The following is a 13,435-nucleotide window of genomic DNA, read 5'->3' on the forward strand; positions in this document are numbered from 1 at the left end:
CCGGGCCCACGGGGCATGGGCCCGGAACGGCGGCCCTCCCACTCCAGGCTGGTGGGGCGGGAGGGCCTGGCCGATTCGGGGCTGACCTGCGATGACGCGTGCCGCAGGGTGCGGATAGCATCCTGGCATGACGCTTGTGAGCCGCGGCGACGCGCACGTCCGGCGGCCGGGCGCAGGGGGAGACACGCGATGGCCGACGAAGGTCCGGCACTGCTGAAGGAGCTGTACGAGCACGCGCCGTGCGGCTACCTGTGCGGTCTGGCGGACGGCACGATCATCGCGGTCAACGAGACCTTCCTGGCCTGGACCGGTCACCGCAGGGAGGCCCTGCTGCGCGGCGTCCGCTTCCAGGAGTTGCTCACGATCGGCGACCGGATCTTCTACGAGACCCACTACGCCCCGCTCGTGCTCCACGCGGGCGGTGTCCACGAGATCGCGGTGGACCTGCTGTGCGGCGACCGCGCACGGCTGCCCGTTCTGGTCAGCTCCGGCTTCGCCGAGGCGGCCGGCGGCCTGCCCGCCACGATCCGCGTCTGCGTGTTCCGCGCCACCGAGCGCCGCGAGTACGAACTGCTGCGCGCCCGCCGGCGCGCGGAGGAGTCGGAGGACCGGGTCCGCCTGCTCGCCCGGACCCTGCAGCAGAGCCTGATCCCGCCCGCCCTGCCGCGCATCCCCGGCCTCGACGTGGCGGCCGCCTACCGGCCCGCCGGGCGCGGCGACGAGGTGGGCGGCGACTTCTACGACCTGTTCGAGACGTCGCCCGACGACTGGGGGCTCGTCCTCGGCGACGTCTGCGGCAAGGGCGCCGAGGCCGCCGTCGTGACGAGCCTGGCGCGCCACACCGTGCGGGCGCACGCCGCCGAGGTCAAGCATCCCGCCGCCGTCCTGCGCGAGCTCAACACCGCCCTGGTACGCCAGCGCGCCGACCGCTTCTGCACCGTGGTCTACACCCGGGTCCACCGCGTCCGGCCGGGCGTCTTCAGCCTCACCGTCTCGCTCGGCGGCCATCCCCAGCCGCTGCGCGTGAGCGCGGACGGCGAGGTGACCGCGATCGGGCATCCGGGGACCGTCCTCGGCCTGTTCGACGACGTCACCGTCTACGACGAGACGGTCGAGTTGTGCCCCGGCGACGCCGTCCTGATCTTCACCGACGGCGTCACCGAGGCGCGCGACGGCGCCGACCTGTTCGACGAGTCCCGGCTGACGAGCCTGCTGGCCGGCACGCGGGCCCTCGACGCGCGGGGCATCGCCGACCGAATCGTGGAGCGGGTCCTGGCCTTCCAGAACGGCCGGGCCTGCGACGACATCGCCCTGGTCGTGCTCAAGTCACCGGGCGGCCCGGCCGGGGCGTCATGAGGCGGCCGCCCTGAGGCGTCGCGCCGGGGAGGGCCGCGACTGGGTCGCGCGGTAGTGCGACGGGGAGACGCCGTAACGGTCGGCGAAGGCCTGACGCAGGGTCTCGGCGCCGTTGAAGCCGCACCGGGCGGCGATGGCGGTGACCGGCAGGCGGGTGGCGACCAGCAGATGCGCCGCCGCCTCCGTCCGGGCCTCGCGGACGAAACGGGCCGGCGTCCGGCCCAGATGCCGCAGGAACAGGCGCGACAGGTGGCGCTCGCTCACCCCCGCGACGGCGGCCAGCCTCGCGGAGCCGAGATCGGTGGCGAGGTTGCCGGTGACGTGGTCGACGATGCGCCGGACCAGGCCGTCGCCCGGCGGCGGGGCCGCGGTGAACATGCTCATCTGCGCCTGGTTGCCCGGCCGCTGCAGGTAGGTGACGAGCTGTCTGGCGACCTGCCGGGCCAGGGCGGCGCCGTGGTCCTCCTCGACGAAGGCCAGGGTGAGGTCGAGGGCGCTGGTGACGCCGGCGGCCGTGGAGACCTGGCCGTCCCTGACGAAGATCGGATCGGGGTCGACGGCGACCGCGGGGTAGCGGGCGGCGAGGTCTGTGGCCCAGTGCCAGTGAGTGGTGGCCCGCCGTCCGTCGAGCAGGCCCGCCGCCGCCAGGATGCTCGCTCCCGTGCACACGGACGCGACGCGGCGACTCTCCCGGGCCAGTCGCCGTACGTGCGCGACGAGACCGCGGTCGGCCGCCGCCGCCTGATGCCCGATCCCGCCGCACACCAGGAGCGTGTCGAGCGGCCCGGTCACGCGTTCGAGGGTCTCCTGGGCCTCGATCGTGAACCCGGTCCCCCAGGTCACCGCCTTCCCGCCGGGCGTGGCCAGGCGCACCTCGTACGGCGGGGCCGCCCCCACGAGGTTGGCGATCGTCAGCGGCGTGGTGACGCACGCGAAGTCGAGTAATTCCGCGCTGTCGTAGGCGACGACGATGATCCGGCGAGCATTCATGCCCCACACCGTATGTCAGAAGGACCGGTATCCCAAGATTCCGGACACGTCGTCTGGCTTGCGTTGGCTCGCCGGCGAGCCGGCCCGACAGTGGGATCATGACGACCGAGACAACCCCTGCTATCGCCGCGAGTGGCGCCCGCAAGAGGTTCCTGTGGCACTACCTGGAGATGGTGCTGGCGATGTTCGCCGGCATGCTGCTCTTCGCGCCGGTCTGGGACGCCCTCACCGCGGGCTCGGCGCTGTTCGCCCGCCCCGACGTCGACGTGCTGGTGATGGCCACGAACATGACGCTCGGCATGTCCATCTGGATGCGCTACCGCGGCCACACCTGGGCGCCGATCGCGGAGATGGGCGTCGCGATGTACGCGCCGTTCGCCGTGCTGCTGGTGCCGTACTGGCTGGGAGCGCTGTCCGAGGGCGGCCTCATGATGGCCGGGCACGTGCTGATGTTCCCGGCGATGCTGCTGGTGATGCTGTTGCGCCGCGCCGAGTACGGCGCCCCGCACGCGGGCCCCGCGCCGCTGCCGGGCGGGCCGGTCGTCGCCGCGCTGGTCCAGCGGTGGCCGACCTGGCTGGGTCTGCTCATAACCTTCGACTCCTGGTTCGCCCCCGGCACACCGCCCCCGGTGCTCCTGGTGGTGCTGGCGGGCGCGTACCCGGTGATCGGCCTGTTCCGGCGCACCCTGCGTGACCGGCGGCTGCTCGCGCTCCAGCTGGCCGGGCTGGCCGGCTACACCGTCCTGGCGCTGGTGGCGATGTCGGCGGACCCCGTCACCGCCCGTTACCTGATCGCGGCCGGCTGGCTCGCGCACGTCCTGTGGGACCTGGGCCACTTCGTCGCCAACCGGGTCGTGCCCCGTGGCTACGCCGAACTGTGCATCGCCATAGACCTGGTCATCGGCCTGACGATCCTCTTCCTGCTGTGATCACCTGACCGTCCGGCTCCACACCTCCTGCCCGATATGGACGATTTCGTCACGGTTTAGTGGGTACGCTCTGAACCCCGAAGGACGCGATGCCCTGGGCGATCCCGGCGTGTCGACGGCTCCGGACGCGCTCGGGGGGCGCCATGCAGGGTTACGCACTCACCTACGACCACTTCGACCCGGAGTCCGAGCTGCTGCGCGAGGCGATGACCTCGACGGGCAACGGCTACTTCTGCACCCGCGGGGCCGCCGAGTGGGAGGACATGGGCGCCGTCCACTACCCCGGCACCTACGCCCACGGCGGCTACAACCGGGAGACCACGATCTTCGACGGTCACCCGGTGCTGAACGAGGACCTGGTCAACCTGCCCAACTGGCTGGTGCTGAAGCTGCGCATCGAGGGCGAGCCCGCGGTCCGGATGTCCAACGTCCAGGTGCTCGGCTATCGGCACACCTACGACATCCGCCTCGCGCTGGTGCGGCGCGAGCTGCGCTTCCGCGACTCCGCCGGCCGCGTGACGAGGCTGACCAGCCGCCGGTTCGTGAGCATGGCGCACAGCCACCAGGCCTGCATCGAGTGGACCCTGGTGCCGGAGAACTGGTCGGGCCGCGTCGAGGTGGTGACCGCGCTCGACGGCCGCATGACGAACCACATCGTCGCCCGCTACCGCGAGCTGGAAGGGCGCCACCTCGACCCCGTGTCACCGCGGACGTTCGGCCCCGAGGTCATCGCCCTCAAGGTGCAGACCCGCCAGTCGGACATCTACATCGCCCAGGCGGCCCGCACCCAGGTGTTCCTCGGCGACGAGCCCGTCACGGCCGAACGCCGGCTGCACCAGATGCAGGACTACATCCAGCAGGTGCTCGCCTTCGACGTCGAGCGAGGCCGTCCGGCGCGGGTGGAGAAGCAGGTCTCGCTGTTCACCTCCCATGACAACGCGATCACCGAACCCCTCACGGCCGCCGGCCGCCACGTGCTGCGCTACCCCGGCTTCGCCGAGGCGCTGCGCGAGCACGAGCTGGCCTGGACCGAGCTGTGGGACTGCTGCGACGTCCAGCTCCCTCGCGAACCCCGCGCGCAGCTGCTGCTGCGCCTGCACATCGCCCACGTCCTGCAGGTCTGCTCGCGGCACACCGCCCGCCACGACGCCGGGGTGCCCGCCCGCGGCCTCAACGGCGAGGCCTACCGCGGGCACGTCTTCTGGGACGAGCTCTACGTCTACCCGTTCCTCAACCTGCGTCTGCCCGAGATCACCCGCGCCCTGCTGCTCTACAGGTACCGGCGGCTGACCGAGGCGCGGGCGGCCGCCTCGGAGGCGGGATACAGAGGCGCCATGTTCCCCTGGCAGAGCGGCAGCGACGGAACGGAGGAGACCCAGCGGGTCCACCTCAACCCGCTGTCGGGAGAGTGGGAACCCGATCTCAGCCGCAACCAGCGCCACGTCAACGCGGCCATCTTCTACAACGTCTGGCGCTACTTCCAGGCGACCGACGACCTGGAGTTCCTGCGCGACTACGGCGCCGAGATGATGCTGGAGATCGCCCGCTTCTGGGCGTCGATCGCCCACTACAACCCCGACAGGCAGCGGTACGAGATCCACGGCGTGATGGGGCCCGACGAGTTCCACGAGCGCTACCCCGGAGCCGAGGAGCCGGGCCTGCGCAACAACGCCTACACCAACGCCATGGCCGCCTGGATCGCCGCGACCGCCCCGCTGGTGCTCGACCTGCTGCCGACCAGCCGGTCCGCGATGCTGCGCCGGCACCTGGAGGTGACCGACGAGGAGCTCGCGACCTGGAAGGACATGAGCCGCCGGATGTACATCCCCTTCCACGACGGCGTCATCAGCCAGTTCGAGGGCTACGCCGAGCTGGAGGAGCTCGACTGGGACCACTACCGCGCCAAGTACCCCAACATCCAGCGCATGGACCGCATCCTCAAGGCCGAGGGCAAGGATCCCAACCGCTACAAGGTGGCCAAGCAGGCCGACGCCGTGATGCTCTTCTTCCTGTTCGAACCCGACGAGCTGCGGACGCTGTTCGAGGGGCTCGGCCACGCCTACGACCGGGACCTGGCACGGCGCACCATCGAGTACTACGACGAGCGCACCTCCCACGGCTCGACGCTCAGCCTCGTCACCTTCGCCGGCGTGCTGGCCGGACTCCACCCGCCGACCTCCTGGGACCGGTTCATGGTGGCGCTGGAGAGCGACGTGAGCGACGTGCAGGGCGGCACCACCCAGGAGGGCATCCACATGGGCGTCATGTCCGGCACGCTGGACCTCCTGCAGCGGAGCTTCGTCGGCACCAGCGTCACCGGTGACATCCTGCGCCTGGAGCCGCGGCTGCTCGACCGGCTCGACGGCGTCTCGTTCCCGGTGCGGTTCAGGGGGACCTCCGTACGGGTGGCCGTCGACGGAGACAAGCTGACGGTGCTCGCCCACGCCGAGGGGTTCCGGGGGCCGCTGCGGGTCGCCGTCGGCGACGAGACCCGCGAGCTGTCCCCGAACGGCATGTGCGTCTTCACCCTCCCCCCGCAGGAGTCGTCGGCGCACCAGTGATCCGTGAGCGACGGCAGAGGGGAGCCGGCATGCCCACAGGAGGATTCGAAGGAGCGATCTTCGACGTCGACGGCGTCCTCGTCGACTCGCCGCACGAAGCGGCCTGGAAGGAGTCGCTGCGCGAGCTGATGGAGGGCCCCTGGGCCGACGTCCGCGACCGGAGCCGATGGTCGGACGACCGGTTCACCCCGGAGGTCTACCAGCGGGTCATGTCGGGCAAGCCGCGGATGAGCGGGGCCCTGGCTGGCCTCGAGTACTTCAAGGTGCCCGATGCCGAGGACCGGGTCGAGACCTACGCGGCGCGCAAGCAGGAGCTGCTGATCCGGCTCGTCGAGGCCAGGCGGTTCAGGGCCTATCCCGACGCGTTGCGTTTCGTCCTGGCCGTCCGGGCGGCGGGCATACCGACGGCGGCGGCCTCGTCGTCCAGGAACGCGGGACTCTTCCTGCGGCAGATCCGGCTCGACACGTTCGCCGAGGAGCACGGCCTGACGTACGACTTCGTCCGGCCGGGCCTGACCCTGCTCGACTTCTTCGACGCCGACATGTCCGGGCACGACGTGGCGCACGGCAAACCGGATCCGGAGATCTTCCTGGACGCGGCCGCGGCGCTCGCCGTCGCACCCGATCGGTGCTTCGTGGTCGAGGACGCGGTCAGCGGGATCCAGGCGGCCAAGGGCGGGGGGATGGCCGCGCTGGGGGTGGCCCGGGCGGACGACGAGCCGCTGCTGACCGCCGCGAACGCCGACCTCGTCGTCACCACTCTGGACGAGGTCGACGTGCCCGCCCTGTCGGAGCATCGCCTCACGAGCCGCTCGCCCTGACGGCACGGGTGCCGCCGGGCCGTGACGGCACGGCGAGCTTCCGCCTTCGGCCGTACCGGGGGAGGGGCCACCATCACACAGTGACAAAGGAACGCATATGCTCACCACTCAATTTGTGCCCGGCTCACCGTGCTGGATCGAGCTCGACAGCCCGAACCTCGACGTCACGGAGCGGTTCTACGGCGGCCTGTTCGGCTGGGAATTCCAGGAGCAGGTGCCCGAATACGCCTTCTGCCAGATCGGCGGCAGGACCGTTGCCGGGATCGGTGCGCTCATGGGGGAGGCGGTCACCTCGGCCTGGATTCCCTACTTCCAGGTGCGGGCGTGCGAGGCCACCACCCGGGCCGTCGAGCTGGCGGGCGGCGCCGTGCTGATGCCGCCGGTGGACCTGGAGCCACAGGGGCAGATGGCGCAGTTCGATGACCCGGCCGGCGCCCGTTTCGCGATCTGGTGCCCCGCCGGAATCCCCGGCGTGGACCTGGTCAACGAACCTGGCTCGCTGGCCTGGATCGAGCTGCACGCGCCGGACACCACGGCCATCCGCGGCTTCTACGAGTCGGTCTTCGGCTGGCGGTTCGAGGACGTGCCGATGGGCGACACGACCTACTCGCTGATCTCACCGGCCGGCGGCGCCCCCGGCGCGGACTCGTCCGTGGGAGGCGTGACCCCGCTCGAACCCGGTGACCGGCCGCACTGGCTGGCCTACTTCGCGGTGTCCGACTGCGACGCGACCGTGGCCGGCTGCCGCGAGCTCGGCGGCACGGTGCACGCTCCGGCGGAGGACGTGAAGGGGGTGGGCCGGATGGCGCTCCTGGCCGACCCGCACGACGCCCGTTTCGCCGTCGTCTCCGGCTCCCCCTGACGCCGTGCCGGGCGGGGGCCGGGCGGGGGCGCGGGAGGGGTCAGGCGGAGAGGTGGCCGGTGGAGCCGTCCAGCAACGCCGCGCCGAGCGGGGTGAGCGTGTGAAGGACCGCGATGCCGTCGCGGCGGGTCTCGATGAGCCCGGCCTCGCGCAACACGGTGGCGTGGCGGCTGGCCGCCGCCGGTGAGATGCGCAGCATCCGGGCCAGCTGTGTGGTGGTCGCGCTGCGGTCGAGGGCGTGCAGCACGGCCGAACGGTTGGCGCCCATGAGCGCGCCGAGGTCCCGGCGGTGAGTCACCGGCTGCCGCCAGCGGTGCCGCTGTTCGATGGGATAGATCAGCACCGGAGGCAGCTCGGGATCGGCCAGCGTCAGAGGGGCACGGTGGCAGAAGTAGGAGGGCACCAGCAGCAGACCGCGTCCGCCGAGCACCAGGTCCTTGTCCACGATGTAGTCGGTCTGCAGGACGGGGGGCGTCCAGCGGAACAGCGGCCGCATCCCGGCGAACAGCCCGTCGACCCCGCCGCTGAGCATGCTGTGGGCCCGGCAGGCGCGGTCGACGGCGACAGCGGCGGTCATCAGCTCGTGGAAAGGGGCCACCGCGGCCTCGTGGTAGTCGCGCAGCGCGGCCACCAGTCCCTTGAGCGCGCCGAGGTCTCCCTCGGCCAGGGGCCGCACCCAGCCGGGCAGACTGTGGTGGCGGGCCAGTCGCCACAGCTCGGCCGCCAGCCGCCCTCGGGGCGTGCCGAGCAGCGCGGCGAGCCCGCGTTCGAGGCTGAGCAGCCCCGCATGGGGGGTGAGGAAATCGGGGAAGTAGGGCCCGCTCGGCACGAGTGAGTCGAGGAGGCGGGCGCCCTGTCGCATCTGCGCGGTCCTGGCGGGTTCGGCATGGAGTTCTTCGAACCAGGGGCGGAAGGCCAGCGGACGGACCCGGTCGCGGAACCGGAACCGGGTGAGGATCATCTCCCAGAGGGGGTCGTGCGCATCGGCCAGCGTGACGCGCGCGAGGTCATCCGCTGTGAAATGGATTCGTAAGGTGCCCATTCATCTCCCTTACGCCTCGACTGCCGTTTTATTCGGCACCTCACCATGTCAGACTGCGCTTAGTCAAGATCTTTTGTGGTGATTTGTCGCTTTTTCTCTAGGGGGTAAAGGCTCTTTCCGTTCCTCCTTTTCGTCTTCACGATCGGACATCAAAGGCGTCGAAAGGCGCTTGCCCCCCTGCCCGATGGAGGAAGTGCTCGTGACATCCCCGCATGTCCGCATGGTCCGACGCCTGATGACCGCCCTGGCCGCCGCGTCCGGCCTCGTCCTCACCCTGAGCAGCGTGCCCCCCGCCGCCACCGCCGCCCCCACGGAAACCGTCCAGCGGCTGCCCGCGCAGAGCACCGCCCCCATGGGCGCCCAGGCCGGGGTCATGACGGCCAAGGCCCGCGGCGGCAAGGCCAGGCCGGCCGCCGCACCGGGCGTGCGACGGACGGACGGGGGCGCCACCGCGGCCGCGCGCCCCTTCAGGGAGCTCCACCTCAACCTGTGCAACAGCGGTCACGCCGGCTGCTACGCCGGCGGCCAGGCCATCTTCGAAGGCGGCGACCTGATCTACTACCTCGCCCCGGACCTGGTGACGTTGAACGAGATCTGCTCCAACGACCTGCCGAACTACCTGCATCCCTCATTGGCCGAGGCCTGGCCGGGCGACTGGACCTACTACGTCTTCTATCCGGCCGTCCACCGCCAGACCGGCAATCCCATCACCTGCACGAACGGCGACAGCTACGGAAACGCCGTGCTCGGCAGGGTCCCCGCGGCGCAGTGGCGGGGAGTCAACGGCTGGGCGGGCCGCTACACGACCCAGGACTCCGGCAACGAGATGCGCACCTTCGCCTGCGCCTACGCCATCGGCGACCACCTGTCCTGCGCCACCCACCTGAGCTCCTCCAGCGAGCCGATCGCCCTGGCCCAGTGCCAGGCGCTGATGTTCAACGCCGTGCCCTCGATCAGGTCGCAGGAGGGCGTGTCCGGCAAGACGGTGGTCGGCGGCGACTTCAACCTGGAGTACGACACCGCCGACCCCGAGAACGTCCAGAAGTGCGTGCCGTCCGGCAACGTCCGCAAGGGCGACGGCGACGTGCAGCACGTCATCTTCACCAACGACTTCTCCTTCGTCGGCACCAACAAGTACGGGCTGACCCACACCGATCACGACGGATTCCTGGTCCGGCTGACCAAGCCGTGACCCCGTACCAGACAGAGGTCTGACCGCCAGGCCGGGGCGTCACCCGGCGGTGCGGGGGCGCAGGCGGCTGCCGAGTGCGGTGAACAGCCGTCTCGGCAGCGCCAGCACCAGCACGGCCAGCACCACGTGCACGGCGATGAAGGCGAAGGCCTCCTCGCGGGTGGCCACGTGGCCGAGCCGGACCGTGATGTGGTGCGCCCAGCCCCAGACCTCGGGGATCCCGTCCAGGTTCCGGTTCATCAGCACCGCCATCAGGTCCTCCAGGCCCGACATCTGAAGGATCGTCATGGCCGCGCCGGTCCGCAGGACCCCCTCGCGCGAGCCGCCGCCGAGCCGGTAGGCCAGGGTGAGCGCGACCATGAGGAACGGCACGGACACCACCACGTGCAGGTAGAGGTCCTCGAACACGGCCTTCCCGTCGGCCATGTCCATGGCGGTGATGAACGTCGCCGGCACGAAGTAGCACAGGAAGGCCAGGAAGACCGCGGGCACGGCCACCAGGTGCAGGCGCAGCCGCCGAGCCCAGGCCACGTCCAGCCAGGCGACGGCGAAGAAGGCGGCGATCTGGGGGGTCAGCTTGGCCAGCAGGATCCAGAGAGAGGTGATCTCCTGCTCGTAGGGGATGACGAACCGGACCATGGCGGCCAGTGCCACCGCCAGCGCGCCGATGGCCAGAGCGACGCGGTTGTCCCGCCAGAACGAGGAAGTTGTGCTCCGCATGCGATCCCCAGTCAGTGTGTGGTGAGGACGGGGGTGCCGTGGTCGGCGCAGACGGCCGTGGCCGGCGTCCCCGTGGTGAGTGTCGTGGCGCCCGGTGTCCCGGAGCCGTCCGGGAGCACGTCGAGCAGTACGGGCCTGCGCCGCCGCAGCGCCGTGACGGCCCACGCCCTCCCGGCCGGGCGGGCGTGGAAGCGCCGCCAGAGCAGGTGGGCCCGGCCGCAAGCCGGGTGGGTGGCCGCGAAGTAACCGAGGTGCGGGTCGTACAGGACCCCCGGGCGAGGGTCCTGTACGGCGCTCGCGGCGGTCATGCGTTCGACGGCGTGCGCCCGGACGCCGTCGAGCTCGGGTCCGAGCGCCTCCAGCGCGGCCCGCTCGCCCACCACGATCACCTGCCCGCCCTGGGCCGGAGCCCCGAGTGTGCCGAGCGCGACGGCGTTCAGGGCGCGGCGGCGGTCCTCGTCGACGACGTCGGCGCCCGGCGCGAGCAGCGCGCCGTACCGAGGGCCGCGCGGCCCGAGCGCCCGCCGGTCCAGCACCGCGGCGCGCACCTCGGCCACGGGCGTCCGGCGCGGCGCGCCCGCCAGGGCGAGCGCGTCGCGCAGGTCACGCCCGTCGCCGATCCACAACGAGGGCTCCCTGGACGGGTCGAAGGGCCGGGCGAACGGGCACAGGCGGTGGAGCTGGCCGCTCAGGGCGGCTGACGGGGTCGGCTCCGGCTCCGCCAGGGCCCGGCCCGCCGCCACCCACTGGTCCCGGTAGAACGGCACCCGCCGGAAGGCCGCCGCGACGACCTCGCGGTAGGCCCGTTCCCAGCGCGCCGCCGAGAACCTAACCGGCATCGACGCCGACCCGCACCAGGTCCTCGACGGCCGCCAGCACTCCGGCGACCTCGCCGGCCGAGGTCCCCGAGGCGAGCACGTAGCCCAGCTTCGCCCGGCACTCGGTGAGGGGCGCGACCCGCTCGCCCGGTGAGACGGTGACCAGCACGTCGGCCACCCCGGGCAGGTCGAGCGCCGCCCGCACGCCGTCCAGCGCGACGAGCGTGCCCGCGCGGTCGGCGCGCAGCATCCTGACCGAGGCGTGCCGGGCCGGGCCGGGCGTGAGCTCGGGCCGCTCGCCGATGGCCAGCAGCACGGCCGCGGCCACGGTGTCGACCCCGTACATCAGGCCGAGCGCCTCGCCCATGCCGTTGCCGCCGATCCGCGCGCCCATCTCGATCAGCACCACGCCGTCGCCGGTGACGAACAGGTCGAGGTTCAGCGGGCCGTCGGTGTAGCCGACCTCGGCGCAGACGAGTTCGAGCTGGCGGATGACCTCCGCCGTCAGCTCCGGGTCACGCGGGGCCATGTCGTGGCCGATCGCCACGACATGGGGAGGCGCCACCACCCGGTCGCTCAGCCCCAGCAGGGCCACCCGGCCGTCCTGGAGGAACGCCTCTCCGCACAGGTCCCGGCCGACGACCAGCTCCTCGGCGATCACCGTGGCGGTGGGCGAGACGGCGGCCGCGGCCTCGACCGCGGCGGCCAGCTCCGGGGCGGCGGCGCACACCGTGATGCCCCGCGAGCTGCCGGAGTCCACCGGCTTGACGATGACGGGGAAGTCCAGCCGTACGGCCTCGCGCAGGACGTCGACGGCGGGGCCGCCGACGTGGGCGGGCCCGGCCAGGCCGAGCCGGGCGCAGACCTCGCGGAAGTACGCCTTGTCCGTCGAGGCCCGCAGCGCGGCGGGCGGCAGGCCGCCGGGCAGCCCGAGGCGGCCGGCCACCGCGGCCAGGGCGGGCAGGTTGACGTCCGACCCCGGGGCGAGCAGTCCCAGCACGCCGTCCAGCTCGCGCAGGGCGGCGGTGACCGCGTCCACGTCGCGGGTGCTCACGTGCAGGAACTCGTCGGCCTCGGGCACCGCGGGAGCGTCGGCGCGCATGTCGACGCAGACGGTGGTCAGCCCGAGTCGCCGGGCGGCTCGGAAGGCGCTGATCGCGCCGTCCGAGCCGCCCAGGATGACCAGTCGGTTCACGTGCCGGCCACCGGCTCCGGGGAGTTCCAGTGGGTGCCGTGGGACTTGACGAACCAGTCCACGGTCCGGGCCATGCCGTCTTCGAGCGAGACGAGCGAGCTCGGCTCGATGCCCACCGACCGCAGGGTGTCGGTCCGGGCGGTGACGGCCGTGTCGGGCGTCTCGCCGGGGCGCATCGGCAGGTCGGCGATGGGCACCCGCTCGTAGCCGCGCTCCACGCACAGGTCGATGATGAGCTCGGCGACCTCGCGGATGGTGGAGGAGGTGGTCGGGCCGACCTCGACGACGTGGTCGAGCACCGTGCCCGCCGCGGCCGTCTCCAGGGAGGACACCAGCGCGCGGGCCACGTCGCCGACCCACACCATGTCCGAGACCTGGGTGCCGCCGCCGTACAGCTCGACCGGCATCCCGCTCAGCGCGCGGCAGATCACCGCCGGGGTGATCTTGCGGACCTTGCCGGAGGCGAAGGGCGGCGCCGCCTGCTGGCGGGGACCGTAGGCGTTGACGACCCGCACGTTGTTCACCCGGGTGCCGCGGTGCGCGTTGAACATGCGGACGAAGCGCTCGACGGCGGTCTTGGAGATGGAGTAGCTGTTGTCCATCCAGTGGTTGCCCACGCAGATGTAGACCCCTGGCAGGTCGTACTGGGCGACGGCCTCCAGGAAGTTGAGGCCGCCCACCAGGTTGGTCTCGGCGGCGGGGCGGGGGTTGGTGATGGTCTCCTGGGTGCCGAGGACGGCGGCCAGGTGGATGATCGCGTCGCAGTGCGCGGCCAGCTCCGTCATGGCGGTGGCGTCGCGGATGTCGCCCCGCATGACTTCCCAGGGGAGGTCGCGGTCCGCGCGTCCCCGGTGATCGAACACGAGCGGAACGTGGCCGCGGTCCGCGAGTTCTTCGCAGACGTAGCGACCGATGAACCCGTTTCCGCCGGTAACTCCGACCTTCATGC

Annotated in this window: 12 protein-coding genes; 6 read left to right on the plus strand and 6 right to left on the minus strand. The window is 71.9% G+C overall.

Annotated features, from left to right (window positions below; translation table 11 throughout):
• The first annotated feature begins 189 nt into the window (after positions 1-189).
• Positions 190-1,356: a PP2C family protein-serine/threonine phosphatase gene (locus AC5L3X_RS35370; protein ID WP_494862875.1), complete on the plus strand. Its 1,167-nt coding sequence runs from the start codon at positions 190-192 to the stop codon at positions 1,354-1,356.
• Here the strand turns inward: AC5L3X_RS35370 and AC5L3X_RS35375 are convergent.
• On the minus strand, positions 1,351-2,346 hold the full coding sequence (locus tag AC5L3X_RS35375) for a GlxA family transcriptional regulator (RefSeq protein WP_494862877.1): 996 nt from the start codon (positions 2,344-2,346) through the stop codon (positions 1,351-1,353). The genes AC5L3X_RS35370 and AC5L3X_RS35375 overlap by 6 nt on opposite strands.
• A gap of 98 nt (positions 2,347-2,444) precedes the next feature.
• Here AC5L3X_RS35375 and AC5L3X_RS35380 point away from each other — a divergent pair, with 98 nt between their 5' ends.
• The 4 genes from AC5L3X_RS35380 (at position 2,445) to AC5L3X_RS35395 (ending at position 7,519) form a co-directional block, all read left to right on the plus strand.
• The gene (locus AC5L3X_RS35380; protein WP_494862879.1) at positions 2,445-3,275 is read left to right on the plus strand and encodes a hypothetical protein; all 831 of its coding nucleotides are present in this window, start codon (positions 2,445-2,447) and stop codon (positions 3,273-3,275) included.
• Positions 3,276-3,418: 143 nt separating this feature from the next.
• Entirely contained in the window at positions 3,419-5,836 is a 2,418-nt protein-coding gene (locus tag AC5L3X_RS35385; protein WP_494862881.1) for a glycoside hydrolase family 65 protein, read from the plus strand.
• A 29-nt stretch (positions 5,837-5,865) separates the two neighbouring features.
• A complete protein-coding gene (locus AC5L3X_RS35390) occupies positions 5,866-6,657 on the plus strand; it encodes an HAD family hydrolase (RefSeq protein ID WP_189128338.1) in 792 nt (263 codons plus the stop codon).
• Positions 6,658-6,754: 97 nt separating this feature from the next.
• Positions 6,755-7,519 (plus strand): VOC family protein, encoded by a 765-nt coding sequence (locus AC5L3X_RS35395; RefSeq protein WP_494862883.1) that lies wholly within the window; start codon positions 6,755-6,757, stop codon positions 7,517-7,519.
• A gap of 40 nt (positions 7,520-7,559) precedes the next feature.
• On the opposite strand, the gene AC5L3X_RS35400 is transcribed toward AC5L3X_RS35395, so the two are convergent.
• Positions 7,560-8,561 (minus strand): ArsR/SmtB family transcription factor, encoded by a 1,002-nt coding sequence (locus AC5L3X_RS35400; protein ID WP_494862885.1) that lies wholly within the window; start codon positions 8,559-8,561, stop codon positions 7,560-7,562.
• 220 nt (positions 8,562-8,781) lie between these two features.
• Here AC5L3X_RS35400 and AC5L3X_RS35405 point away from each other — a divergent pair, with 220 nt between their 5' ends.
• Positions 8,782-9,753 (plus strand): endonuclease/exonuclease/phosphatase family protein, encoded by a 972-nt coding sequence (locus tag AC5L3X_RS35405; RefSeq protein ID WP_494862886.1) that lies wholly within the window; start codon positions 8,782-8,784, stop codon positions 9,751-9,753.
• A gap of 39 nt (positions 9,754-9,792) precedes the next feature.
• On the opposite strand, the gene AC5L3X_RS35410 is transcribed toward AC5L3X_RS35405, so the two are convergent.
• The 4 genes from AC5L3X_RS35410 to AC5L3X_RS35425 are packed head-to-tail and all read right to left on the minus strand — an operon-like array spanning position 9,793 to position 13,433.
• Positions 9,793-10,473: a hypothetical protein gene (locus AC5L3X_RS35410; protein WP_494862888.1), complete on the minus strand. Its 681-nt coding sequence runs from the start codon at positions 10,471-10,473 to the stop codon at positions 9,793-9,795.
• Between the two features lie 11 nt (positions 10,474-10,484).
• Positions 10,485-11,312, minus strand: a complete 828-nt coding sequence (locus AC5L3X_RS35415; protein WP_494862890.1) for a hypothetical protein — start codon at positions 11,310-11,312, stop codon at positions 10,485-10,487.
• Positions 11,302-12,486, minus strand: a complete 1,185-nt coding sequence (locus AC5L3X_RS35420) for an ATP-grasp domain-containing protein (RefSeq protein ID WP_494862892.1) — start codon at positions 12,484-12,486, stop codon at positions 11,302-11,304. The genes AC5L3X_RS35415 and AC5L3X_RS35420 overlap by 11 nt, the downstream gene beginning before the upstream one ends.
• Complete coding sequence (locus AC5L3X_RS35425; RefSeq protein WP_494862894.1) at positions 12,483-13,433, minus strand: NAD-dependent epimerase/dehydratase family protein; 951 nt, start codon at positions 13,431-13,433, stop codon at positions 12,483-12,485. Before AC5L3X_RS35425 ends, AC5L3X_RS35420 begins: the two co-directional genes overlap by 4 nt.
• Positions 13,434-13,435 lie beyond the last annotated feature (2 nt).

Source organism: Nonomuraea sp. CX421, assembly GCF_059358955.1.

Coding starts and splice junctions, on each gene's coding strand:
- AC5L3X_RS35370 (WP_494862875.1), top strand. CDS start 190: ATGGCCGACGAAGGTCCGGCACTGCTGAAGGAGCTGTACGAGCACGCG.
- AC5L3X_RS35375 (WP_494862877.1), bottom strand. CDS start 2,346: ATGAATGCTCGCCGGATCATCGTCGTCGCCTACGACAGCGCGGAATTA.
- AC5L3X_RS35380 (WP_494862879.1), top strand. CDS start 2,445: ATGACGACCGAGACAACCCCTGCTATCGCCGCGAGTGGCGCCCGCAAG.
- AC5L3X_RS35385 (WP_494862881.1), top strand. CDS start 3,419: ATGCAGGGTTACGCACTCACCTACGACCACTTCGACCCGGAGTCCGAG.
- AC5L3X_RS35390 (WP_189128338.1), top strand. CDS start 5,866: ATGCCCACAGGAGGATTCGAAGGAGCGATCTTCGACGTCGACGGCGTC.
- AC5L3X_RS35395 (WP_494862883.1), top strand. CDS start 6,755: ATGCTCACCACTCAATTTGTGCCCGGCTCACCGTGCTGGATCGAGCTC.
- AC5L3X_RS35400 (WP_494862885.1), bottom strand. CDS start 8,561: ATGGGCACCTTACGAATCCATTTCACAGCGGATGACCTCGCGCGCGTC.
- AC5L3X_RS35405 (WP_494862886.1), top strand. CDS start 8,782: ATGGTCCGACGCCTGATGACCGCCCTGGCCGCCGCGTCCGGCCTCGTC.
- AC5L3X_RS35410 (WP_494862888.1), bottom strand. CDS start 10,473: ATGCGGAGCACAACTTCCTCGTTCTGGCGGGACAACCGCGTCGCTCTG.
- AC5L3X_RS35415 (WP_494862890.1), bottom strand. CDS start 11,312: ATGCCGGTTAGGTTCTCGGCGGCGCGCTGGGAACGGGCCTACCGCGAG.
- AC5L3X_RS35425 (WP_494862894.1), bottom strand. CDS start 13,433: ATGAAGGTCGGAGTTACCGGCGGAAACGGGTTCATCGGTCGCTACGTC.